General features: G+C 63.3%; 15 protein-coding genes. 10 read left to right on the top strand and 5 right to left on the bottom strand.

Features of this window, described 5'->3' with window-relative positions; all coding sequences use genetic code 11:
- Positions 1 to 6: 6 nt before the first annotated feature.
- Positions 7 to 1,521, top strand: coding sequence for a fumarate hydratase (locus DKK67_RS11755; protein WP_111496516.1), 1,515 nt, complete (start codon positions 7 to 9; stop codon positions 1,519 to 1,521).
- 126 nt (positions 1,522 to 1,647) lie between these two features.
- Here DKK67_RS11755 and DKK67_RS11750 read toward each other — a convergent pair whose 3' ends face one another.
- Both DKK67_RS11750 and DKK67_RS11745 read right to left on the bottom strand, forming a co-directional pair.
- Complete coding sequence (locus tag DKK67_RS11750; RefSeq protein ID WP_111496515.1) at positions 1,648 to 2,502, bottom strand: aldo/keto reductase; 855 nt, start codon at positions 2,500 to 2,502, stop codon at positions 1,648 to 1,650.
- Between the two features lie 30 nt (positions 2,503 to 2,532).
- On the bottom strand, positions 2,533 to 4,353 hold the full coding sequence (locus tag DKK67_RS11745; RefSeq protein ID WP_111496514.1) for an alpha-amylase: 1,821 nt from the start codon (positions 4,351 to 4,353) through the stop codon (positions 2,533 to 2,535).
- A 289-nt stretch (positions 4,354 to 4,642) separates the two neighbouring features.
- Between DKK67_RS11745 and malE the strand changes: the two genes are divergently transcribed.
- The 3 genes from malE to malG all read left to right on the top strand — a co-directional run bounded on the left by malE (position 4,643) and on the right by malG (position 8,364).
- Positions 4,643 to 5,839 carry a maltose/maltodextrin ABC transporter substrate-binding protein MalE gene (malE, locus tag DKK67_RS11740; RefSeq protein WP_111496513.1) on the top strand — a complete coding sequence of 399 codons (1,197 nt, stop codon included), beginning with the start codon at positions 4,643 to 4,645 and terminating at the stop codon, positions 5,837 to 5,839.
- Positions 5,840 to 5,976: 137 nt separating this feature from the next.
- Entirely contained in the window at positions 5,977 to 7,464 is a 1,488-nt protein-coding gene (gene malF / locus DKK67_RS11735) for a maltose ABC transporter permease MalF (RefSeq protein ID WP_111496512.1), read from the top strand.
- A gap of 9 nt (positions 7,465 to 7,473) precedes the next feature.
- On the top strand, positions 7,474 to 8,364 hold the full coding sequence (malG, locus tag DKK67_RS11730) for a maltose ABC transporter permease MalG (protein WP_111496511.1): 891 nt from the start codon (positions 7,474 to 7,476) through the stop codon (positions 8,362 to 8,364).
- Between the two features lie 733 nt (positions 8,365 to 9,097).
- Here the strand turns inward: malG and malK are convergent.
- The 3 genes from malK to malT all read right to left on the bottom strand — a co-directional run bounded on the left by malK (position 9,098) and on the right by malT (position 14,847).
- A complete protein-coding gene (gene malK, locus DKK67_RS11725; protein ID WP_111496510.1) occupies positions 9,098 to 10,213 on the bottom strand; it encodes a maltose/maltodextrin ABC transporter ATP-binding protein MalK in 1,116 nt (371 codons plus the stop codon).
- A gap of 63 nt (positions 10,214 to 10,276) precedes the next feature.
- On the bottom strand, positions 10,277 to 11,893 hold the full coding sequence (locus DKK67_RS11720) for an alpha-glucosidase family protein (RefSeq protein ID WP_111496509.1): 1,617 nt from the start codon (positions 11,891 to 11,893) through the stop codon (positions 10,277 to 10,279).
- 197 nt (positions 11,894 to 12,090) lie between these two features.
- Positions 12,091 to 14,847, bottom strand: a complete 2,757-nt coding sequence (gene malT, locus DKK67_RS11715) for an HTH-type transcriptional regulator MalT (RefSeq protein WP_111496879.1) — start codon at positions 14,845 to 14,847, stop codon at positions 12,091 to 12,093.
- A 274-nt stretch (positions 14,848 to 15,121) separates the two neighbouring features.
- Here malT and aceE point away from each other — a divergent pair, with 274 nt between their 5' ends.
- The 6 genes from aceE (at position 15,122) to DKK67_RS11685 (ending at position 24,848) form a co-directional block, all read left to right on the top strand.
- Positions 15,122 to 17,776, top strand: coding sequence for a pyruvate dehydrogenase (acetyl-transferring), homodimeric type (gene aceE / locus DKK67_RS11710; protein ID WP_111496508.1), 2,655 nt, complete (start codon positions 15,122 to 15,124; stop codon positions 17,774 to 17,776).
- 22 nt (positions 17,777 to 17,798) lie between these two features.
- A complete protein-coding gene (aceF, locus tag DKK67_RS11705) occupies positions 17,799 to 19,727 on the top strand; it encodes a pyruvate dehydrogenase complex dihydrolipoyllysine-residue acetyltransferase (protein WP_162628824.1) in 1,929 nt (642 codons plus the stop codon).
- 355 nt (positions 19,728 to 20,082) lie between these two features.
- Positions 20,083 to 20,883, top strand: a complete 801-nt coding sequence (locus tag DKK67_RS11700) for a C39 family peptidase (RefSeq protein WP_111496506.1) — start codon at positions 20,083 to 20,085, stop codon at positions 20,881 to 20,883.
- 55 nt (positions 20,884 to 20,938) lie between these two features.
- Positions 20,939 to 21,946, top strand: a complete 1,008-nt coding sequence (locus tag DKK67_RS11695) for a transporter (protein ID WP_111496505.1) — start codon at positions 20,939 to 20,941, stop codon at positions 21,944 to 21,946.
- A gap of 116 nt (positions 21,947 to 22,062) precedes the next feature.
- On the top strand, positions 22,063 to 23,610 hold the full coding sequence (locus tag DKK67_RS11690; protein ID WP_228160627.1) for an OmpP1/FadL family transporter: 1,548 nt from the start codon (positions 22,063 to 22,065) through the stop codon (positions 23,608 to 23,610).
- Between the two features lie 11 nt (positions 23,611 to 23,621).
- Positions 23,622 to 24,848, top strand: a complete 1,227-nt coding sequence (locus tag DKK67_RS11685) for a MalM family protein (protein ID WP_162628823.1) — start codon at positions 23,622 to 23,624, stop codon at positions 24,846 to 24,848.
- Positions 24,849 to 24,854: the final 6 nt, after the last annotated feature.

Here is a 24,854-nt window from a genome sequence, read left to right as displayed (position 1 = left end):
GCCAATATGACCACCGTGATTCGCCAGGACGACCTGATCGAAAGCGTTGCCGATGCGCTGCAGTTCATTTCCTACTATCACCCGAAGGATTTTATCCAGGCCGTCCACGAGGCCTACCTGCGGGAAGAATCCCAGGCGGCCAAGGACGCCATGGCCCAGATCCTGATCAACTCCCGCATGTGCGCCCAGGGCAAGCGTCCGATCTGTCAGGACACCGGCATCGTCACGGTCTTTGTTGAAGTCGGCATGGACGTGCAGTGGGACGCGCAGATGTCCCTGGACGACATGGTCAACGAAGGCGTGCGTCGCGCCTATACCCATCCGGACAACGTGCTGCGCGCCTCGGTCCTGGCGGATCCGGACGGCAAGCGCCAGAACACCAAGGACAACACGCCGGCGGTGATTCACCACAAGCTGGTGCCGGGCGACAAGGTTGAGGTGCACGTGGCGGCGAAGGGCGGTGGCTCTGAGGCCAAGTCCAAGTTCGCCATGCTGAACCCGTCCGATTCGGTGGTCGACTGGGTCCTGAAAATGGTTCCGCAGATGGGCGCGGGCTGGTGTCCGCCGGGCATGCTGGGCATCGGTATCGGCGGCACCGCTGAAAAGGCGATGGAGCTGGCCAAGGAATCCCTGCTGGACCCGATCGATATCCATGACCTGAAAGCTCGCGGCGCTTCTGATCGTTCCGAGGAACTGCGTCTGGAGCTGTTCGACAAGGTGAACGATCTGGGCATCGGTGCCCAGGGCCTGGGCGGCCTGACCACCGTGCTGGACGTGAAGGTCAAGGATTACCCGACCCACGCGGCCAACAAGCCGGTGGCGATCATCCCGAACTGCGCGGCGACCCGCCACGCCCACTTCGTGCTGGACGGCTCCGGCGCGTCACTGCAGACGCCGCCGAGCCTGGACGACTGGCCGGAGATTACCTGGGAAGTGGGCGACAACGTGCGTCGCGTCAACCTGGACACGGTGACGCCGGAAGACGTGCGCGACTGGAAGCCGGGCGAGACCGTCCTGCTGTCCGGCAAGATGCTGACCGGCCGTGACGCGGCCCACAAGAAGATGGTCGACATGATCGAGAAGGGCGAGAAGCTGCCGGTCGATCTGAAGGGCCGCTTCATCTACTACGTGGGCCCGGTCGATCCGGTGCGCGAGGAAGTGGTGGGCCCCGCGGGTCCGACCACCGCGACCCGCATGGACAAGTTCACCCACACCATGCTCGAGAAGACCGGCCTGACCGGCATGATCGGCAAGGCCGAGCGAGGCCAGGTGGCCATTGACGCCATCAAGGAGTTCGGCGCGGTCTACCTGATGGCCGTCGGCGGTTCGGCCTACCTGGTGTCCAAGGCGATCAAGAACGCCGAAGTGGTGGCCTTCGAGGAACTGGGTATGGAAGCCATCTACGAGTTCGAGGTGGAAGACATGCCGGTGACGGTTGCCGTCGATTCCAAGGGCAGCTCTGTGCACCAGACCGGCCCGGTCGAGTGGCACGAGAAGATCATTGCCGCCAAGGCGGTGTGATCGCCGGGACGTTCCGGTAACAAAAACGGGGCCTTGCTGAGGCCCCGTTTTTTTATGGCAGAAAGACAACCGTTCCAGCGAGACGATGAGAGCGGCGATTGTCGCTCTGACAGCGGCCAGCCCAGCCTAAGGCACTTCCTGTCCCCGCGCCGCTTCGAGCAGCGCAAACCAGTCCGTCCGTTTCAATTCCGCGTTCAGGCCCGCCAGGGCTTCCTCAATGCGACCCGGCTTCATCGAGCCCAGCACCGGCGTCGGCTGGCCCGGAATCATCCGCAGCCAGGCCACGGCCAGTGCGGTGGCGGACAGTCCGGTGTCCTCCTGCAGGCGTTTTAGCGTTTCGGCCAGCGCGCCTTCCTGCAAGGCGCCGCCGCCCAGCGGTGACCAGGCCAGCCAGTGCAGGTTGTCGCGCAGGTGCGCTTCGAGCGTGCCGTCGGACAGCGCGGCGTTGGCGCGCAGGGACAGTTCGCTCTGGTTGCACACCAGCGGCAGCTCGGTATTGGCCTGCAGCCAGCGCCACTGTTCCGGCAGGAAGTTGGAGACGCCGATACGCGCGACCTTGCCGGCCCGCACCGCGTCCTCCAGCGCCCGCGCCACGGACGCCGAGTCCATCAGCGGGTCGGGTCGATGGATCAGGAAGGTGTCGATCTGCTCCATGGCCAGGCGTTGCAGGGAAGCGTCGATAGCGCTGGCGACGTAGCCACCCTCGGCACGATAGTGCTTCACCACGCCGTCCCGGGCGTGGACGATGTCAGTCTTGGTGATGACCCGCAGGCGCTGGCGCAGTGCCGGACGGGCTCGCAGGGCCTCGCCGAACGCCGACTCGCACCGGGTGTCGCCGTAGATGTCGGCGTGGTCGAAGGTGTCCAGGCCCTGGTCCAGGCGGGCCTCGATCCAGTCGGCCAGGGCCGTTGGGCTGGCCAGGTCGGGGTAATCCGACAGGCGCATGAAACCAAGGATCAGGTCGGGGTAGGGCGATGTCATCAAGAGGACTCCTGTTGTTCTGGTATCACGCTAGCGTCGCGCGAAGGCGATGACCACGCGGTCGTCGTCGCTGACGCGGGAAAAGGTGTAGGGCGATTCGGACAGCTTCTGGTGCCGTCCGGCGCCGATCGCCGGGTGCCGTTGCCGGAACTGGCCGAGTTGACGCCAGTGCGCCAGGATAGCGGCGGTTTGCGGATCTTCAAGCGCGTTCCAGTTCATGTCCGAGCGGGTGCCCTGGTGCGGGTCCGAGCCGTTGGGCCCGTCCGCGCGGCCGCTCTCGTCCCCGTAGAAGACCTGCACGGTTCCGGGTGAAAAGAGCAGGGCGGCGGCCACGCGCTTTTGCAGCTGCGGGTCCTGGTGGGCCTCGCTGCTGAACAGCCGCGTGTCGTGGGAGGAAATGTAGCTCATCACGTTGAAGGGCGTGTCACCGTGCAGGGCGTCGCTGTACTCGGCGTAGATGCTGTCCATGTCCGGCAGGCACTCGGCGCCGGCCAGGGCGTCGTCCTGCAGGTCAAAGTTGATGATCGCGTCGAAGCCGTTGTCGTAATAGTGGCTGCGGGTCACCGAATGCGGGAAGACCTCGCCCACCATCCAGAAATCTTCGGCGGGCAGGACGGCGTCCGGATGGTCGGCCCGGTAGTCGTCCAGCGCTGCCTGGGCGGCGACTTTGAGCTCGGCCCAGGCTTCGGGCTCCACGTGCTTGACCGTGTCCACCCGGAAGCCGTCGATGCCGAAGCGGCGCACCCAGTCGCTGTGCCACTGGATCAGGTAGTCGCGCACCGTCGCGTTGGGCAGGTTGCGGGCTCGGCTATCGTCTTTTTCAGCCAGGAAGACGGGCAGGTCCACCGGTTCCTTCGAATCGGTGCGGAAATCCGGCAGGAAGGACAGGGAGCCCTTGACCGGATCGAGCGTCACGCTGGGCGCATCCGGATAGTCGGCAATGCCGGCACGGACCCAGTCCTTACCCCACCAGCGTGACCAGGCCGGATGATCGTAATCGATCAGGGCGTGGTAGGCGTGCAGGTTCTCCCAGGATTCCGGCTGCCAGTCGCCCCAGCGCTCGGGCAGGTATTTTTCGAAGCCCTCGAACAGACCGCCGAAACCGAAATCCTGCATGTCCTGCAGGGTGCTGTAGCCCGGGTGGTTCATGACGATGTCCATGACCACGCGGATGCCGCGCTGATGGGCCTGGTCCACCAGTTCCCGGAACTCTGCCTCCGTGCCGAAGGCGGCGTCCGGCCGCGTGAAATCCAGGGCGTAGTAGCCGTGGTAGCCGTAGTGGCGGAAGTCGCCCTGATCCCCGCCACCGACCCAGCCGTGGATCTGCTCCACCGGCGGTGAGATCCACAGGGCCTCCACGCCCAGCTCGGCCAGGTAATCCAGGCGGTCGGCGAGGCCGGCGAAGTCTCCGCCATGAAAGGTGCCGATGTCCTGCTCGCCGTCGTCGTGACGACCGTAGGCGTGGTCGTTGTCCGTGCGGCCGTTGGCAAAGCGGTCGGTGATGGCGAAATAGACCGTGGCGCCGGCCCACTCGAAGCTTTGCGGTTGTGGGTCGGCGGCCTCCAGCAGGATCAGGCCCTCGGCGTTGGGCGCCGGGGCGAGGGTAACCTGGCCGTCGCTGACCTGGACCCTGGCGCCGGAGTAGGCGTCGCGCAGCCATTCGCCCTCGCGGAAGGTGGAGCCGACCGGTATGCTGACCGGCTTTGTCGCGGCGGGGCAGATATCGGACTGCATCGCGCGTTGATTGCTGGGCTGGGCGGTGCTGTCGAGAGCGCCGTTGGCAGCGTGTCCGGCGCAGCCTGTCAATAGCGCGCAGGTTGCCGCCAGGAGGGGGAGTGGTTTCGTGGCCATCTGGAACTCCGGCTGTGGGTTGTTGTTGGGCGGGAAAGGCTGCCGCCGCTTGTTATAACGCCGCATGTAAGCAAAGCCGAAGCCGCTTGGGTAGACGGAAACGACTACGCCCCCTACTCCCCCGTTCTACGCCTCGGCGATTGAAATCAGGGCTGATGCCCGCATTGCGGTTTTTACGGACGATGACGATGATCGGAATAAATACAAACATTAAGTATCCGGTGCCGATGCCCTTCCGGTGTCACCGGACAAAAACAATAAGGCAGAGAACAGAAGAGGTACTGACACAATGAATCGCCGAAACTTTATCCGCAGCACCCTGGCTGTCTCCATGCTCGCGACAATGGGTGTTGTTTCTCCGGCCCAGGCGGAGATCGAAGAAGGAAAACTGGTCGTCTGGATCAACGGTGACAAGGGCTATAACGGCCTGCAGCAAGTGGGCGACTGGTTCGCCGAAGAAACCGGCATTCCCGTCGAGGTCGCTCATCCCGACAGCGCGACCGACAAGTTCCAGCAGGCCGCTGCTACCGGCAACGGTCCCGACATTTTCATCTGGGCCCACGACCGCTTCGGCGAATGGGCGCAAAGCGGCCTGATCGCCGAGCTCAACCCCTCCCAGTCCACTCGCGACGCCAGCTATGACTTCACCTGGGATGCGGTGACCGTCGACGGCAAGGTGTACGGCTATCCCATGGCCGTGGAGTCCATCGGCCTGATCTACAACAAGGATCTGGTGCCCGAGCCGCCGAAGACCTTCGAGGAAATCCCCGCGCTGGACAAGAAACTCGCCGAACAGGGCAAGAAGGCCATCCTCTGGGATTACAACAACACCTACTTCACCTGGCCGCTCCTGGCCGCCGACGGCGGTTACATCTTCAAGGAAACCGCCAACGGCTATGACGTCGGCGACACCGGCGTGAATACCGACGGCGCTGTGGCCGGCGCGCAGGTACTGGCCGACCTGATCGAGCAGGGCGTGATGCCACGCGGTGCGGACTATGGCGCCATGGATGCCCAGTTCAACAAGGGCGAACTGGCGATGATGATCAACGGTCCCTGGGCCTGGGCCAACCTGAAGAAAAGCGGCATCGACTTCGGCGTGACCACGCTGCCGACCATCAACGGTGAAACACCCAAGCCGATGGTGGGTGTCATGGCGGCAACCCTGAACAGTGCCAGCCCCAACAAGGACTTGGCCGTGGAGTTCCTGGAGAACTACGCGCTGTCCGTCAAGGGTCTGAAGATGGTGGACGACGACGTGCCTCTGGGTGCTGTCGCCAACAAGGAACTGATGGACGAGCTGTCCGCCGGCAACCCGCACATCAAGGCGACTTTCGAGAACGCCGAGCTGGGCGAGCCGATGCCGAGCGTGCCGGCCATGGGTGCCTTCTGGTCGTCCATGGCACCGGCCCTGCAGAACATCACCTCCGGCCGTCAGAGCGTCCAGGAAGCCCTGGATACCGCGGCCAACCGAATCACCCGATAAAAAGCCTCTGACCGGCGGCGGCTTCGGCCGCTGCCGGATGCGGTCGTGCGTGAACGACCCGCAGGCGACAATCGACGGGGCTGACTACAATGCTAAGTGACACGCTGTCCTACCCGCGCACAGCCAACAGACCTTTCATGAGCCGAAATCTTCTTAAGTGGGGCGTCCTGGCCGCCGTGGTCGGCATGGCGCTCTACCTGATCTTTGCCCTCTACGCCCAGCGCGAATTCGTGTTCGCGATGCTGTTCCTGGTGCTGACCGCCTCGGCGGTCTTTGTCTTCGTCAACCGCCGCATGTACGCCCATCGCTACATTTACCCGGCGGTGGCCGGCATGGCGGTTTTCGTCGTGTTCCCGCTGCTCTACACCGTAGGCATCGGCTTCACCAACTACAGTGCCAGTAACCTGCTGAGCTTCGAGCGGGTGCAGGAAAACCTGCTGGGCCGCTCCTACCAGTCCGAGTCGGCGCGCTATCCCTACGAGCTGTATCAGACTGGCGAGGGCTACGTGATGGTGCTGGAAGGGCAGGGCCGGTCCCTGCGTTCCGCTCCTTTCCAACTGGACGGCGAAACCACCGTGGGCGTCGAGCCAGGCGTGGCGCCGGCCGGCGAGCCGCTGCAGATTCGCGACATCATCCAGCAGCGGGACGCACTCAAATCCCTGAGCCTGACGCTGGAGGACGGGCGCGAGCTGACCATGGCGAGCCTGCGCGCGTTCGCGGCGATCCAGCCGCTGTACGAGAAGAGCGGCAACGACACCCTGACCAACACTCGCACCGGGGAGGTCTATTTCCCCAATAACGACGCCGGTTTCTACGAGACTGCCGAGGGCGAGCGACTGGTGCCGGGCTGGACCGTCAACACCGGCTGGGACAACTACCTGAAGGTCATCACCGATCCGTCGATCAGCGGCCCGTTCGTGCAGATTTTCATCTGGACACTGCTGTTCTCGGTGGGCACGGTGGTCTTCACGCTGGTGCTGGGGCTGCTGCTGGCCAACCTGCTGCAGTGGGACCAGATCCGCGCCAAAGGCTTCTACCGCACCATGCTGATCCTGCCATACGCGGTGCCGGCGTTTATCTCGATTCTCGTTTTCAAGGGCCTGTTCAACCAGAACTTCGGTGAGATCAACCTGGTGCTTGAGAACCTGTTTGGCATGCGCCCGGACTGGTTCAGCGACCCGGCCATGGCGCGGACGATGATTCTGATCGTCAACACCTGGCTCGGCTACCCCTACATGATGCTGCTGTGCATGGGGCTGCTGCAGGCGATCCCGAGGGACCTGTATGAGGCTTCGGCCATGGACGGCGCGGGCCCGATCAACAACCTGATGAACATCACGTTCCCGTTGATCCTCAAGCCCCTGGCACCGTTGCTGATCGCCAGCTTCGCCTTCAACTTCAACAACTTCGTATTGATTGCCCTGTTGACCGGCGGCGCGCCCGACATCATCGGTGCTAGCACCCCGGCGGGCACGACCGACCTGCTGGTGAGCTACACCTACCGCATTGCCTTCCAGGATTCCGGCCAGAACTTTGGTCTGGCGGCGGCGATCGCGACGGTCATCTTCCTGGTGGTGGGGGCGTTGTCCCTGATCAACCTCAAACTGTCCAAAGTCAAGGTCTAGGAGGCGGCTATGGCGATGGTAGAACCGCGTTCGACGAAATACCGGGTGCTGGCCTCACACCTGGGCCTGCTGTGCTTTATCGCACTGATCCTGTTCCCGCTGCTGATGGTGATTTCCATCTCCTTCCGCAGCGGTAACTTTGCCACCGGCAGTCTGCTGCCGGAAACGCCCTCGCTGGAACACTGGTCCCTGGCGCTGGGTATCCCGTACACCGATGCGGCGGGTAACGTGACCCAGCCGCCGTTCCCGGTGCTGCTGTGGCTGTGGAACTCCATCAAGGTGGCGGTGATCTCGTCCGTGCTGATCCTGGCCTTGTCCACCACGGCGGCCTACGCCTTCGCGCGCATGCGTTTTGCCGGTAAGGGCTTTGTCCTGAAGTCGATGCTGATTTTCCAGATGTTCCCGCCGGTGCTGTCGCTGGTGGCGCTGTACGCGCTTTTCGATGAAATCGGCAACCACGTCAGCTGGCTGGGGCTGAATACCCACGGCGCGGTAATCGTGGCGTCGCTGGGCGGTATGGCGCTACACATCTGGACGATCAAGGGCTACTTCGACTCCATCGATCGATCCCTGGAGGAGGCGGCCATCGTCGACGGTGCCACCACCTGGCAGGCGTTCCGCTACATCCTGCTGCCGCTGTCGGTGCCGATCTTGATGGTGGTGTTCATCCTGGCGTTCATCATGACCATTATGGAATACCCGATGGCCTCGATCCTGCTGGTGGACACCGACAAGCTCACGCTGGCGGTCGGGGCTCAGCAGTACCTTTACGAGCAGAACTACCTGTGGGGCGATTTCGCCGCCGCGGCGGTGCTGTCGGGGCTGCCGATCACGTTGATCTTCCTGTATTGCCAGAAATGGATCGTCGGCGGGCTCACCGCCGGTGGCGTCAAGGGCTAGCGATCCCCGCGGGCGGGCTGCCTGGTGGCCCGTCCGCCTGCTTGCGCGGACGTTGTTGCGTCTTCCACCTTTGCTCCTCCTCCTACGCGACCCCGGATATAGGCTGTTCCGGGGCTTTTTGCGTTATGGCCCCATGCGTTCCCGCAAACATGTCGCCGAAGCTTAAGCTTCGGAGGGCGTGAAGGGCCCGATTCCCTCCCTCGGATTGGAAAGCCCCTCCTGCGACGCCTCAAAAGATCGATTGAAGCTCATGGAAACCCTTGCTGAAGAAGGGGCAGGTAGGCCCTGGCCGGGATAGAAGGCCATGGAGGGAGGTGTGTTACGGCATAGGCGGGGGGTATGGGCTTCTTTATCCAGTTGGCCGTCTTGCGATAGGCGGCTCGCGTACTCCGGATCTCATCAGCTAAGGAATTCGGGCTCCAGTGGGAAGCGAAGGGATACCCTCGCCTACGCTGCTATTAACGGCCGTCCCTGGCCGTAATAGCGACCAGGACGTCCCTGTCCTTCCTTCGGCGAGGGTATCCCTTCGCTTCTTTCAGGCTTGGGAGTTTTACCGCCGTTGGCTCTTGGTTGCTTGCAGGATGAAGCAAGGGGCCCTTTAGAGGGCCCTCCGGAGCTTATGCTTCGGCGGCATGTTGTGGGGGAGGTACCGGGGGAGCAGGCGAAAAAAAGCCCGCGGCGAGGCGGGCGATAACGTGACAAATGGTCAAAAAGAGTGTGAGGAGATCGTCGATCAGAGATCGACACACGGCTCGTGGAAGAGCCGTGGACAAGCCGCGCCGTCCTGACGGAACAGGTGGCACATCTCCGGCTTGATACCGATGGTGACGGGATCGCCTTCCTGCACGGGGTTGGTCCCCTCGGTGCGCATGGTGATGATGCCGTCAATGCCTTCGACGTTCAGGTGGACCAGGGTCTGGTAGCCGAGCCGCTCGACCACGTTGACGGTTCCCTGAATGGACATGGCACTGTCTTCCTGCGCGGAAAAGTGCTCCGGCCGAATGCCCAATGTGACCGTTTCCCCGGCGGAAAGTTCGCCGCCGTTAATCGGTAGTGTCATCTGCGTGGCGCCCGGCAGGTTCACGGTGACTTCCTGGCTGCTGGCGTCGGCCACATCGCAGTCGATGAAGTTCATCTTGGGGGAGCCGATGAAGCCCGCCACAAAGCGGTTGGCCGGATAGTGGTACAGTTCCAGCGGTTTGCCCACCTGGGCGATGGCGCCGCCGTCGAGGGCGACGATCTTGTCCGCCATGGTCATGGCTTCCACCTGGTCGTGGGTCACGTAGATCATGGTGGCACCCAGGCGTTTGTGCAGGCTGGAAATCTCGATGCGCATCTGCACACGCAGGGAGGCGTCCAGGTTGGACAGCGGCTCGTCGAACAGGAACACCGCGGGCTCGCGCACGATGGTGCGGCCAATGGCCACGCGCTGGCGCTGCCCGCCGGACAGATCCTTGGGTTTGCGCTCCAGCAGGTTGTCCAGTTGCAGCAGGCGGGCGGCGTCCTGTACGCGACGGTCGATCTCATCCTTTTTCACGCTGGCCAGCTTGAGCCCGAAAGCCATGTTCTCGGCCACGTCCATGTGCGGGTAGAGGGCGTAGGACTGGAACACCATGCCCACTTCACGATCCTTGGGCGGCTTGTCGTTGACCCTTTCGTTGCCGATGAACAGCTCGCCGTCGGAGATGTCCTCAAGGCCTGCGATCATGCGCAACAGGGTGGACTTGCCGCAGCCCGACGGGCCGACGAACACCACGAACTCGCCGTCCTGAATGTCCAGGTTCACGTTGCGGGTGACTTCGGCATGGCCGAAGCGCTTGTAGACGTTTCTGAGAGTGACGCTTGCCATAGTCCTGATTCTTCGTTGTCGGTCTTGATTCGTCCGGGGCACAGGGCCCCGGTACCGTACGGCTTATACTTCGGCGACACCGGCGCCATAAGCCGGCAGGGTCACCTGGGTTCCCTGCCAGTCGCCTTTCAGGCAACCCGGTGTGCCGGTGATCGGCTGCGCGGAGGCCGGCAAATCCAGTGTGACGCTTTCGCTGCCGAAGTTCAGCGCGACCAGCAGGTGCCGGTCGCCGTCGCGGCGGCTGAACAGCAGGGTGTCGGCCGGGCTGTCGTGGAATTCGATGGCGCCGGCCAGCAACACGTCCTGCTCACGGCGCCAGCCCAGGAAGGCCCGGTAGGCGTTGAGCACCGAGTCCGGAGCCGCGCCCTGGACGTCAATGGCGGCCGCCTTGTGATCCGCGGCCACCGGAAGCCAGGGCTTGCCGGACGAGAAGCCCGCCTGGTCCGCATCGTGCTGCCACGGCATGGGCGTGCGGCAGCCATCGCGGCCCTTGTACTCCGGCCAGAAACTGATGCCGTAGGGATCCACCAGATCCTCGAACGCCAGCTCGGCTTCGGTCAGCCCCAGTTCCTCGCCCTGGTACAGGCAGACGCTGCCACGCAGGGTCAGCAGGGCGATCATGAACAGCTTGAGCTGCTCCGGCGACTGGGCGCGCCAGCGGCTGGCGACGCGGGCCACATCGTGGTTACCGATCGCCCAGCAGGGCCAGCCGTCGGTCAGGTTGGATTCGATGGTCTCCACCGTGTGGCGGATAAAATCGGCGCCGGTCTGCTCGGTGAGCAGGTCGAACGAGTAGGCCATGTGCAGCTTGTCGCCGTTGCCGGTGTAATCCGCCATGGTCTGCAGTGAATTGTCGTCGCCGATCTCGCCGACCGTGGTCGTGCCCGGATACTCGTCGAGCAGCGCGCGCAGACGCTGCAGGAACACGAGGTTCTCCGGCTGTGTCTTGTCGTACTTGTGGTACTGGTAGGCGTAGGGGTTTTCCTTGCGCACGCCGATAGAGGCTTCCTGAACCGCCTGGCTGGGCGGGTTGTCACGCAGCTCGGGATCGTGGAAGCAGAAGTTGATGGCGTCCAGGCGGAACCCGTCCACGCCGCGCTCCAGCCAGAAGCGCACTTCCTCGAGCATCTGGTCCTGCAGCTCCGGGTTATGGAAGTTCAGGTCCGGCTGGCTGGCCAGGAAGTTGTGCAGGTAGTACTGGCGGCGACGGCTGTCCCAGGCCCAGGCGGAGCCGCCGAAGACGGACAGCCAGTTGTTGGGCGGCGTGCCGTCCTCGCGGGCGTCCGCCCAGACGTACCAGTCCGCCTTGGGATTGTCGCGGCTGGCGCGGCTTTCCTTGAACCAGGCATGCTGGTCGGAGGAATGGCTGAGCACTTGGTCGATCATGATTTTCAGGCCGCGCTGGTGCGCTTCGGCGATCAGCTTGTCCAGGTCGTCCAGTGTCCCGAAGATAGGATCCACGCCGCGGTAGTCGGATACGTCATAGCCGAAATCTTTCATCGGGGAGGTGAAGAAAGGGGACAGCCAGATGGCGTCCACGTTCAGGTCGGCGATGTAATCCAGTTTGGCGGTCACGCCCGGCAGATCGCCGATACCGTCGCCGTTGGAATCGAAGAAGCTGCGTGGATAGACCTGGTAGATGACGGCGCCGCGCCACCAGTCGGAATCGGTTCTTGTCATGCCTCACTCACTACAAAGTCGGTTGGGGGGAAGGAGTCCCTTGTTCTTGTCATCGCTTTATGGTGCGCGCTTGTGCTGGCCCGGGCATCCTCCCGGCGGTAATTATGGTGGCGTAGTCCGGGGGAGGAGAGGGGCGGAGGAGCTTCCCGGCGTTGGGCGGGCCGGCGCCCCGGAGTCCGTCCCCGTCGGCTTTCGCATCACTCCCCCTGTATCTTGCTGAGCAGGTCGCGGGCCAGTTCGATGGCTTCCGAGCGGTGCGTGATGTTCTGTTTCTGATAGAGGCTACGGATGTGCGTCTTGACGGTGGTCGCCGCCACTTTCAGATGTTCGGCAATCTGGTCGTTGGACAGGCCGGCGTGGATCAGGCTGAGAATCTGCCACTCACGCCGGGTCAGCGGCGAGGTGCGGATCAGTTCGGGCACGTCCGGACGGTCGATGATGTCCTGAATGATGGCTTCGTCCAGGGTAATGCGGATGGCCCGGCTGAAATCACGCTGCTGCTGGGAAAGCTGGATCAGACGCTCCGCCCGCTGCAGTTCCATACCGTCGATCAACTGGTCGCTGATCAGGCCCTTGAGGACATTGATCAGCACCTTGCCCAGGCGCAGGAAGCTGCCCACGGCGCCGGTGGTGCTGGCCAGGGTCAGCGCCTCGCGCATGTGGTGCAGGGCCTGGTCGCGGTTCTCCAGCTGCCAGTAGAGATGCGACAGGGCGATGTGGTTGCGGTTGAGGTCCGTCTGCAGGCCGGTGCGCTCGGCCACCTGCTGCAATCCCTCGAGAATCGGGCGGGCCTTCTCCGGCTGCTCCAGGCTGAGGTAGGCGCGAGCCCAGTTGCGGGCATTGCATTGCAGGAAGTGGTTGGTGGCGTCGTCGATGGTGTACTCCGGCGCCGCCGTCAGCCAGCGCTGGATGGCATCGCGGTCACGCACCGCATCCCAGAAAGAGAGCATGGTGGCGTGCGAGTTGGCGACCCAGTCGATGTGGTATTCGCCGGAGGCCAGCATCTTCTGGATCTTCTGCACGTAGTCGGCGCACAGGGTCTGGCGCCCACGGGCCTGGGCCACCTTGGCCAGGGTGGTGTAGCTCTGCAGGTGCCAGCGCTCGCCCTGGGCTTCGAGGATCTCGATGCCCTGCAGGGCGCAGCGCTCGGCGTTCTCAAGATGATGCCATTCCCACATGACCTGGCTGCGGATGCGGAACAGGAATTCCAGAATCGGGAGGTGGTGCAGGTGATGCTCTTCAGCATACTGGAACGCGCGCTCCTGGACGTTATAGGCTTTCTGCAGCAGGCCCATGGCAACGCTGATTTCCGACTGCTGGCACAAGGCCCAGATCACGTTCTGGTGGGCGCCGTGGGCGCGCGCCAGGGTTTCGGTTTCCTGCATTCGCGCCAGGGCTTCCTTGAGGTGGCCTTCGACGAACAGAGCTTCGCCCATCACCGACGCGGCGGCCACCTTGGACGTGGGCAGAAAGCGAGCCTCCTGTTCCAGGGCGTCGGTGGCCAACCCCAGCGCGGTGTGTGAGTCGCCGAAGTTCATCGCCACCTGGGCGCGCACGGCACTGAATTCGCATTGCACCGAACGCAGGTCGTCCTCGCTCAGATGCTCCTTGAGCTTGGCTTCCGCCGCGGCCAGCCACTGCTCCACCTCGTCCGACTTGTACTGACTCTGTGCCACCCAGGCGCGCAGCAGGGTGAGCATGGGCTCGTCGGCGATACTCGCCGGAGACAGGGCGTCCAGGCACTGTTGCAGCAGGGTGAACAGCCCCTCTGTAAAGAAGGAGCGGCCGTGTTGCTTGAGCAGACTGACGATGCGTTCCGGGTCCTGGGCCTTCACGGCGTGGCGGGCGGCGTCCTCGGGGCTGCCCATCTCGCGCCAGGCATCACAGGCTTTCTGGTGCAGGCTGCGAGGGTTTTCCTGGGCCGAGCAGGCCAGCAGGTGGCGCAGGTAGGCGCTGAACAGTGGGTGGTAGCGGAACCAGAGGCCGCTGCTGTCCAGTGCCATGACGAAATAGCCGCGGCTGATCAGCTGGTTGAGCAGGGCCTGGCCGTCGCTGTGGCCGGCCACGCGCATGGCCAGGAAAGCGTTGAACCGGTCCAGGATGCTGGTGCGTAACAGGAAGCCCAGGGCATCGGTATCCAGCTGGCGGCCGATGAGTTCGTCGAAATAGTCGAAGATGAACTGGTTGCCGTCCTCGAATTGCTCCACCATGGTGTTGAATTCGACGCTGGTGTGGGCGTGCGCGGCCACCAGTTGCAGGGCGGAAATCCAGCCCTCCACCCGTCGCACGGCGCGCTCGATGCTCTCGCGGGAGACCTCGTAGCGCAGCCGGCTTTCGAAATAGTGCTGGGCTTCGTCGGCGTCGAAGCCCAGATCGCGGGCGGTGATTTCCAGCATGCGTCCCTGCATGCGTAACTGCGCCACGCCGATCGGCGGCGCAGTGCGGGTCAGCAGGACCAGTACCAGGTAGCCGGGCTGGTGACGCAGCAGGAAACGGATGGCATCGTGGATCTCGGGCGATGTCATCAAGTGGTAATCGTCGAGGACTAGGTAAAGAGGGTCTGCCTCGAGCGGCATCTCGGCCAGCAGATGGGTCAGGAATGCCTGCAGGTTATCGAAGCCTGTGTCCGAGAGCGTCTTTACGGTTTGCGGACAGGTGCCCGGTCGCGCTTCTTCCAGGGCGTGTGCCAGGTAGGCGGCGAACAGGGCAGGGTCGTTGTCGGGCGCATCGAGACGGAACCAGGCGCTGTCGGCCTGGAGCGCTGCCAACCGTTCGGCCAGGGTGGTGGTTTTGCCATAGCCGGCCGGCGCCTGTACGAGAAGCAGGCCTACGCTATTCGTTTCATGCAGCACGTCATTGAATTTTTCCCGGCTAATGAGCGCCGTTGGGGCTTGTGGTGATAAGGTTTTGGCGCTGATGAAGGTGCGCTGACCGGGCTCGACTGTTGTTGTCATGACCATCTGGATCAAGCTCTTTTGTTGTAAATAATAGCAAAAAAACCCTATTATAGAGCGCCTCAAATATACATTGATTTATTAATTACTACAAAAGTCGTAGGACTTAACAGGGCCGCGTTCTGGTATAAGGTCGCCTGGCTTACGCCAACCCTGATCGGTAGTGGTTCCCTCCGATGGTAGTGGTTCCCGCCATTATGAACAGGTTCGCTCCGTAACGACCAGTCATTCACCAAGCCGGGTCGCGCCCAGCTTCCGCACGAGGAGATATTGAATGTTGCATGATGAAGATCCGACGGAAACCGGGGAATGGATTGAATCCCTCGAATCCGTACTGAGTGAGGAAGGGCTTGACCGGGCAGCATTTCTGCTTGAGCGTCTGGGCGAGCGTGCCAGCCGGGAAGGTACGATGCTGCCGTACAGCGTCAACACGCCGTACCGCAACACGATCCCCGCCAGTCGCGAGGCGCGTATGCCGGGTGACCTGTTCATGGAGCGTCGTATCCGCTCCCTGATCCGCTGGAACGCCCTGGCCACGGTTATCCGGGCCAACAAGCGTCCGGGCGAGCTGGGTGGCCATATCCACTCTTTCTCATCCATCGCCACTCTGATGGATGTGGGCTACAACTACTTCTTCCACGCCGGCGATGAAACCCGCGAAGGCGACCTGGTGTACTTCCAGGGCCATATCTCGCCGGGCATCTACGCGCGTTCCTACCTGGAAGGCCGACTGAGCGAAGAGCAGCTGGACAACTTCCGTAACGAGGTGGACGGCAACGGCCTGTCTTCCTATCCGCACCCCTGGCTGATGCCGGATTACTGGCAATTCCCGACTGTATCCATGGGTCTGGGCCCGATCCAGGCGATCTACCAGGCGCACGTGATGAAGTACCTGCAGAACCGCGAGCAGACGCAGGGCGCGGACCGCAAGGTATGGTGCTTCATTGGTGACGGTGAGTGCGACGAGCCGGAAACGCTGGGTGCCATCGGTCTGGCCGGTCGAGAGAAGCTCGACAACCTCATTTTCGTGGTCAACTGCAACCTGCAGCGCCTGGATGGCCCGGTGCGCGGTAACGGCAAGATCATCCAGGAGCTGGAAGGCATCTTCCGTGGCGCCAACTGGAACGTGCTCAAGGTTGTCTGGGGCCGCCTGTGGGATCCGTTGTTCGAACAGGACGACGATGGCCGCATGCAGAAGGTCATGGACGAAGCCGTCGATGGCGAGATGCAGAACTTCAAGTCCAACGGCGGTGGCTACGTGCGCCAGAACTTCTTCGGTCGCGATCCGGAGCTGCTCAAGCGCGTCGAGCACATGTCCGACGACGACATCTACGCCCTGAACCGCGGCGGCCACGACCCGTACAAGGTCTACGCGGCTTATCACGAAGCGGTCAACCACAAGGGTGGCCCGACCGTGATCCTGGCCCACACCATCAAGGGCTACGGCTTCGGCGAACAAGGCCAGGCGCAGAACACCGCGCACCAGCAGAAGAAGCTGAGCATGGAAACCATCAAGGAATTCCGTGACCGCTTCGGTGTGCCCATTTCCGACGACGAAATCGAAGGCATGCCGTACTACCGTCCGGCGCCGGATTCCCCGGAAATGCAGTACATGAAGAAGATGCGCGACAAACTGGGCGGCAGCCTGCCGCGTCGTCGCACCGAGAGTCAGCCGCTGACTATCCCGCCGCTGGAGAACTTCAAGGCGCAGCTGGAATCCAGTGGCGACCGCGAGCTGTCCACGACGATGGCGTTCGTGCGCATGCTGGGCACGCTGATCAAAGACAAGCAGATTGGTTCCCGAGTGGTGCCGATCGTGCCGGACGAAGCCCGTACTTTCGGTATGGACGGTATGTTCCGCCAGGTCGGGCTGTACACGGCCGAGGGGCAGAAGTACACGCCCAACGACCGTAACCAGATCATGTACTACCGTGAGGACCGCAAGGGCCAGATCCTGCAGGAAGGCATCAACGAAGCCGGTGCCATGTCCGCCTGGATTGCCGCCGCGACGTCCTACAGCACCAACGACTACCCGCTGATCCCGTTCTACATCTTCTACTCGATGTTCGGTTTCCAGCGTGTCGGCGACCTGTGCTGGGCTGCTGGTGACATGCGTTCCCGCGGCTTCCTGCTGGGTGGTACCGCCGGCCGGACCACGCTGAACGGCGAAGGCCTGCAGCACCAGGACGGCCACAGCCACGTGCTGTCCGCCACCGTGCCGAACTGCGTGTCCTATGACCCGACGTTCGCCTACGAAATCGCGGTCATCGTGCGCCACGGCATGCAGCGCATGTACGGCGACAACGAGGACGTGTACTACTACATCACCCTGATGAACGAGAACTACGCGCACCCGGCCATGCCGGAAGGCGTGGAAGACGGCATCATCCGGGGTATCTACAAGCTGGAAGAGAACGGCGGCAAGAAAGCCAAGCACTCTGTACGCCTGATGGGCAGCGGCACCATCCTCAATGAGGTGCGTGAAGCCGGCAAGATCCTGGCGGAGAAGTACGACGTGGCCTCCGACGTCTACAGCGTCACCAGCTTCAACGAGCTGGCGCGCGACGGCCGTCACATCGACCGCTGGAACCGCCTGCATCCGGCGTCCCGTCCGCGCACACCGTACATTGAGGAAGTGCTGGGCGACTCCGATGCGCCGGTGATCGCATCCACCGACTACATGCGCCTGTACGCCGACCAGGTTCGCGCCTGGGTCAAGGGCGACTATACCGTGTTGGGCACCGACGGCTTCGGCCGCAGTGACACCCGCGAGAAGCTGCGTCGTCACTTCGAAGTCGACCGTGGCCACGTCGTGGTTGCCGCACTGGGCTCCCTGGCACGCCAGGGCAAGATCAAGCCTGAAGTGGTCGAGGATGCCATCCGCGAATTCGGCATCGATGCCGACGCGACCGATCCCGTTCTGAAGTAAACCGGCAAGGAGACACAGCATCATGGCAGAAGATATTCGTGTTCCCGACCTGGGTGGTTCGGAATCGGTCGAAGTCATCGAGATCAGCGTCAAAGTGGGCGATACCGTGGCCGAAGAGGATCCCATCCTGGTCCTGGAATCGGACAAGGCCAGCGTCGAGCTGCCGGCACCCAAGGGCGGCAAGATCACCGCGCTGAACGTCAGCGTCGGTGACAGCCTCAGCGAGGGTGACGTGGTTGGCCAGATCGAAGCGGGCGAGGGCGAAACCGCCGACAGCGCCGCTGAAGAGGACGCCCCGGCCAAGGCTGAAGCCGAGCCGGCTCCGGCCCAGGAAGAAGCGCCGGCCCCAAGCTCGGGCGGCGGTGTCGAAGACATCGTCGTGCCGGACCTGGGCGGTGCCGATTCCGTCGAAGTCATCGAAATCAGCGCGAAGGTCGGTGACAGCCTGGAGGCGGAGGACGCCATCCTGGTGGTCGAGTCCGACAAGGCATCGGTGGAACTGCCGGCGCCGGCGGGCGGCACCCTCAAGGCGCTGTCCGTGAGCGTGGGTGACAGCATCAGCGAAGGCGACGTGATCGGCCAGATCGAAACCGCGGGCGGATCCGCGCCGGCGGCGGCCGAGTCCGCTCCGGCTGCCGAGAAACCGGCCGAAGCACCGGCGGCGTCTGCGCCTGCTGCGTCCGGCGGTGGCAGCGAAGACATCGTGGTGCCCGACCTGGGTGGTGCCGACTCGGTGGAAGTCATCGAGATCAGCGTCGCAGCAGGCGACGACGTGGCCGAGGAAGACCCGATCCTGGTGGTCGAATCCGACAAGGCCTCCGTCGAACTGCCGGCTCCGGCCGCGGGTAAAGTCAAGGCCATCAGCGTCAGCGTTGGTGATCGCATCAGCGAAGGCGACGTGGTTGGCCAGATCGAGACCAGCGGCGGCGCTGCCGCACCGGCTCCGGCGGCCCAGCCGGAGTCCAGGCCGGCAGCCCCGGCCAAGTCCGAACCGGCGCCGGCCAGCCAACCGACGGCTGCGGCTGAGCCGGCGGCCAAGTCGGGCAAGAAGGTTCACGCTGGCCCGGCGGTGCGCCGTCTGGCGCGGGAACTGGGCGCCGACCTGGGCCGCATCCAGGGCAGTGGTCCCAAGAACCGCATCCTCAAAGAGGACGTCGAGAAGTACATCAAGCAGGCTCTGGCCAAGGTGCAGCAGGATGCGTCTCCGGCCGGGGCGGGCTTGCCGGCGGTGAAACTGCCGGACTTCAGCCAGTTCGGTGAGATCGAGCGCCAGAGCATGAGCCGCCTGATGAAGCTGACGGCGGACAGCATGCAGCGCAGCTGGCTCAACGTGCCGCACGTGACCCAGTTTGAGGAAGCCGACATCACCGAGATGGAGGACTTCCGCAAGTCGAAGAAAGCCGAAGGTGAGAAGCGCGGCGTGAAGCTGACGCCCATGGCGTTCCTGCTGAAGATCTGCGCCAAGGCACTGGCCGAGCACCCGAACTTCAACGTGTCCCTGGACATGGAGAAGAAGGAAGTCATCCAGAAGCGCTACATCCACATCGGCATCGCCGTGGATACGCCGGATGGCCTGGTGGTTCCGGTGATTCGCAACGTCGACCAGAAGGGCCTGTGGGAGCTGGCGGAAGAGTGCCAGGTCATGGCCCAGAAAGCGCGCGACAAGAAGCTGGGCCCCAAGGACATGCAGGGTGCCTGCTTCACCATCACCAGCCTCGGCGGCATTGGCGGCACGGCGTTCACGCCGATCGTCAACACGCCGGAAGTGGCAATCCTGGGTGTTTCCAAGTCCAAGATGGCCCCGGTCTGGGACGGCTCCGCCTTCCAGCCGCGGCTGATGCTGCCGCTGTCGCTGTCGTACGACCATCGTGCGATCAACGGCGCTGACGCGGCCCGGTTCACCAACACGCTGCGGGCGGGTCTGGAAGACCTGCGTCATCTGCTGCTGTAAACCGGCCTGTTACGGGCACCCGCCGGCCGGCGGGTGCCCGGATTTCCTTCCCGATTTCCGCTTTTCCCTCTCTGCAATGATCAGCCACTGTCTCTGGCGGCTTTCGTTCGCCTGTCATTCCACGGCGTGAACTGGCTCGCAAAAGCGGTGCCCGCAAGCCGATCCGGCTCTACCGAATGAGGCACAGTTATCTTTAAGCGCGGTATCGATTCGGTATCTTCCCGTTACAAGATGTAACGCCAGGCACGCGCACAACAATGATAACGACCGCCGCGCAGAGCGCACCGACCGCTAATCAGACAATCCAATGTGCTCCAGAAGACCTGTGCCCATTTAACAGGGAAGCGATATTGCCATGATGCTGGTCCTGGCCGGGTCCTTGCTGACATTCGCGATGGTCCGGGAAGCTACCGACGTGGAACCCTTCGGCCCACGGGACATCGTGATCGAACAGGATTACGACGCCTCGCCACAGACCCTGCGTAGCGAGTTCACCGTGGCGCCTCTGGTCGAACAGCGCTATCGCCATATCGTGCGCCAGGCCTACGACTACAGTTGCGGTTCGGCCGCGCTGACCACGGTGCTGCGCTATTACCTGGGGCGCAACCTGAACGAGCGCCAGGTAATGGAGGGGCTGCTCCACTACGGCGAGAGCGAACGGATCGTGCAGCGCCGCGCCTTCTCCATGCTCGACATGAAACGGCTGGTCACCGCGCTGGGTTATCCCTCAGGGGGGTTCCGCGCCAACGTCGAAGACCTCCGGGAGCTGGATCATCCGGCCATCGTTCCCATTCATCATGCCGGCTTCAAGCATTTCGTGGTGCTGCGCGCGATCCGCGACGATCGGGTTTTCCTGGCGGATCCGTCCATCGGCAACATTTCCTTTCCGCTGGTTCAGTTTGAGGAAAAGTGGGACGACAACGTCCTGTTCATCGTGTTTCCCGGCGAAGAGAAGCCGCTCGATGTGCTTCAGCTGAGCGACGAGGACATGCGTTTTGTCGACGACCAGACGATGACGCTGTTGGCGATGGACACCATTCCTGATTTTTACGAGGCGACCGAACGTCGCATCAACAATCTGCTGGAACAACAGAAGAACAATCCTGACGGCACGGTCGAGAACACCCGCAAACAACTCTATTACCGCCGCAACTGATTGCGGGAGCGGGGCCCGTCAGCCAGACCTATTCCAAGAATAAAAGGGAACTCGGATGAAGCGTTGGGTAGTGCGAGGTTTGATCATCTTTTCCGCCGCCGGCCAGCCGATGCTGGCGCTGGCACAGGACGACAACGCCGATCAGGCGCGAGAAGCCCTGTCCAGGCAGGAGGGGGACGAGGATGCCACCAAACAGCTGGAGGAAGTCTTCGAGTCCGCGGAGAAAAACTATTCGCTGCAGGCGGAGGGCACTCACGCCCTGACATACTCGTTCGATTATTCCTACACCGGCGACCAGCGGCTGGACCTGGAAATCTCCGATGGCTCGGTACGGAACCTGGACATCGTGCCGTCCGCCACCCACAGCTTCACCAACGCCTTTTCCTACGATTATGGCCTGTTCGACAACCTGACCATCGGTGCGCGACTGCCGCTGGTGGTCAAGTACGACACCCAGGACGAGCTGGAAATCTACGACGTGGGCGACGTTTCTTTCACCGCCCGCTGGCAGCCCAGCGCCTACGTGCCGGGCCAGATGTCCACCACGCTGTTTACCTCGATCACCACCAAGACCGGGGTCAGTCCCTACGAGATTGATATCCGGCGGCAGCTCTCGACCGGCTCGGGCTATTACACGGTGTCCGGCGGGGCCAGCCTGTCCAAGGTGCTCGATCCGGTGGTGCTGTTCGGCTCGGCCAGCGCCAGCTACAACGTCAAGGAAGACGGCCTGGATCAGGTCCGTGGTGCCCGCCTGCTGACGGAAGTGGAGCCTGGGTTCGGTCTGTCGGGCTCGCTGGGCTTTGCCTATTCCCTGTCCTACGACATTTCGTTGAGCGTCTCCACCCAGATCAGCTACAGCGACGAGACCACCCTGTCATTCAGTGACGGCACCGAAGCCGTCGCCCAGGACCAGATGACCGGGTTTCTCAGCTTTTCCCTCGGCACCCGGGTGAGTGACACCACCATCCTCAACACCAGCGTCGGCATTGGTCTCACCGAAGACGCACCGGACTTCAACATCGGGCTTTCCCTGCCCATCAACTTCTCGGGACTCAAGGAGTGAGCCGACCCAAAGCGCAACGAAGGCAGGGGATTCACGATATGCGATCCGACTCCAACGCACTGCGACTGGCGGGGACGCTGGTGGCTGGGCTGCTCGCCGGCAGCGTTCAGGCGCAAATGACCCAGAACCTGACCATTCATCCCAAGGCGCTGGCCCTGGGTAATGCGGTGACGGCCGATCCACCGGGGATCATGGCCGTGCACTACAACCCGGCGGGCCTGACCAAGCTGGAGGGGCGGCAGTTCGAGGTCAACCTGATGGGCATCTACATGGATATCGACGCCGATTTCACCGCCCCGAAAGGCTACGAAATCTTCGGCATCGATGGCCTGGAAACCGACCCCCTGACTGGCGAACAGCGGGACCCCATCGCCAACAGTCACAGTCACACCAACAACGTTGCCCTCTATGTGCCCGGTTACGGTATCCAGAAGCTGCCCAAGGGGCCGGCCCTGGCGCCGTCGGCGGGGATCAGCGTTCAGTCGCCGGGTTCCAAGCTGACGTTTGCCAACGCCTTCTACATGCCCATGGCGGCGGGCTACTACCGGGAAAAGGAAGACCCGGGCCGTTACCAGCCCAAAGCGACGGCCCTGCAGCGGACCACGTATTTGGCGCCGACGGTGGGCTACGAGATCAACGACGAATGGTCGGTGGGGGCCGGTGTCCAGATTTCCCACATGGGCGTTGCGGCCGACCAGTACATGCGGGCGCCCAACATGCTGCTGGGGGTGGCGGAAGTGCTGCAGGATGCCTTCAACTGTGAAACCGGTGACGAGCCGCTGGCGCCGTGGCTTGCGCTCTGTGGCGGCAACGTGGGGCCCTGGGATGATATCGGCGCGCTGAGTATCGACGTCCAGGAAACCGTCTCGCCGAACTACTCCCTGGGGGTGATGTGGGAGCCCACCGACTGGTTCCGCTGGGGGGCGAGCTACACCTCGGAAGCGGACATGAACATGAAGGGCTCGTTTGCCATCGAGTACACCGAGGACTGGTCCGGCTTCTGGCAGAGCGTCAACAGCTCGATCATCGGCGCGGTCGGCTCGGCCATCCTGAGCCTGCCGTCCGGCGCGCCGCGGGAGTCGGGTAACGTCAGCCTGAACCTGACCTATCCGCAGCATTTCCAGACCGGTATCAGCGTCGATGTCCACCCCAAGCTGACACTGAATGCGGATGTGGGCTGGACCGATTTCTCCGAGTGGGATGCCCTGAACTTCCAGTTTGACCGCAACCTGGAGTTCCTTAACGCGGCGCGCATCCTGTCGCCGGACAACGCGACGCCCAATTCGCTGCGACTCCCGTTGGGCTTCAAGGACCAGTGGACCTGGGGTTTCGGCATGGAATACCACGCGTCGTCCCGGCTGGACCTGCGCGCGGGGCTGGAAATCCGCGATTCGGTGATCCCGGACGACCAGCGCCAGGTGATGGCGCCGTTTGGCGACACCAAACTCTATAGCGTGGGGTTGGGATATCGTTGGGACCGGGACACGCAGATCGATATGAACCTCAGTTACCTGCACTCGGTGGAGGAGATTCCCGCCAATTCCAGCTGCAACGTCAACTGCACGGGGATCACGAACATCATCTATAACCCTTACGCGGGTCTGGATGTGAAGACCTCGCTGCGAGTGGTGATGGCCGGCCTGAGTTTCAGGACGCGGTTCTAGGAGGAGCAGGCGTGATTGGGCAAATACAGCGGGCGTTGTTGTTTGGGGTCGGGCTGGGGCTAGCGATGGCCCCGCCGGCGCAGGCCGACAAGCGCTATTTCACCTGGGTCGACGAGCACGGCAATGTGCACCATACCCTGATTCGGGACGGGGCTGACCCGCTTGAGGCGCGGGCCCGGAAAGTGGAAGAGGCGCGGCGCAGTGAAGGCAGCGAAGGCAACACCACGGCGGCGGACGACGCCCGGTCCCGGGGGAGCACTGAGAAGCCAGGTGAGAAGCCCGCAGCCGCACGGCGGGTCGAAAACGACCACCTTCAGGAGCCTGACGAACCGGTCGCCTCGACGCGTGATGCTAACGAGCCCGGGAAGGCAACGGCGGCGCCCGAAGCTGTCCCGCGACGTTCAACGCGCGTACCGGATTCCCCCCGGCCGGCATCGGCAGAGCATTCCGGGAACCGGGCTGCCGACGACACCGAATATACCCTGGAAAACTTTCCCGACGGCGACGCGCTGGCCCGGGACGGCTTTGTCCGGGACGGCGATCCGCTGCCGTACTTCACCTGGCGGGACGCCCACGGCAACCTGCGGGTTGACTACTATCGCCCGAAGCCTGGATTCGAGAAGGAACCGCGTGCGGAGTCCGCGCCATCGCTGACGCCAGGTTTAGTGATTGAAAGCCGGCCCGGCGTGGTGCCGGCGGCGAATCGCGAGACCCTGGCCGTACTCGGCATCGACCGCGACGGGACGCTGCTTCAGCGTTGGCGGGAGCGGTGCTGCGGCGGGCTGCCGGTCACGGACCTGGCGCAATGGGACGATTCCCGGGAATTCCAGTTGGACCTGGACGACCTGGCGCCAACCTACCGATTTGCCTCCGGGGAGAGCGTCTATCGGCTGGTGCGGTTGCCGGAACCGGCCGCAGTTTCAGCGTTCGTGGCGCAGGTTCGGTCCTATATCGACAACACCGTCTTCGTGCCGACGCTGGTTTTCCTCGATGAAGAGATGGCCGTGCAGCGACTGGTTACCGACCTGGCTTTCGACTACGCCGCCGAGAACTGGCACCGACTGGGTTACCTGGAGGCGCGGGTACCGGTTTTCCCGGGCCGGGGCGAGCGCTGGCTGCTGATCCTGTCGCGCCAGCAGGACCAGGTGGGCCAGACCGTTATCGAGAGTGAGGCGGGGCCCCGGGTGCTGCACCACGCCCACAGCGGTTTGCTGGGGCTGGTGCAGTTGGCGCCTTGAGCGGTC

Source organism: Marinobacter bohaiensis (genome assembly GCF_003258515.1).
GTDB lineage: Bacteria > Pseudomonadota > Gammaproteobacteria > Pseudomonadales > Oleiphilaceae > Marinobacter_A > Marinobacter_A bohaiensis.
The sequence above is the reverse complement of the archived record's forward strand: the minus strand, read 5'-3'. Positions and strand labels throughout refer to the sequence as shown.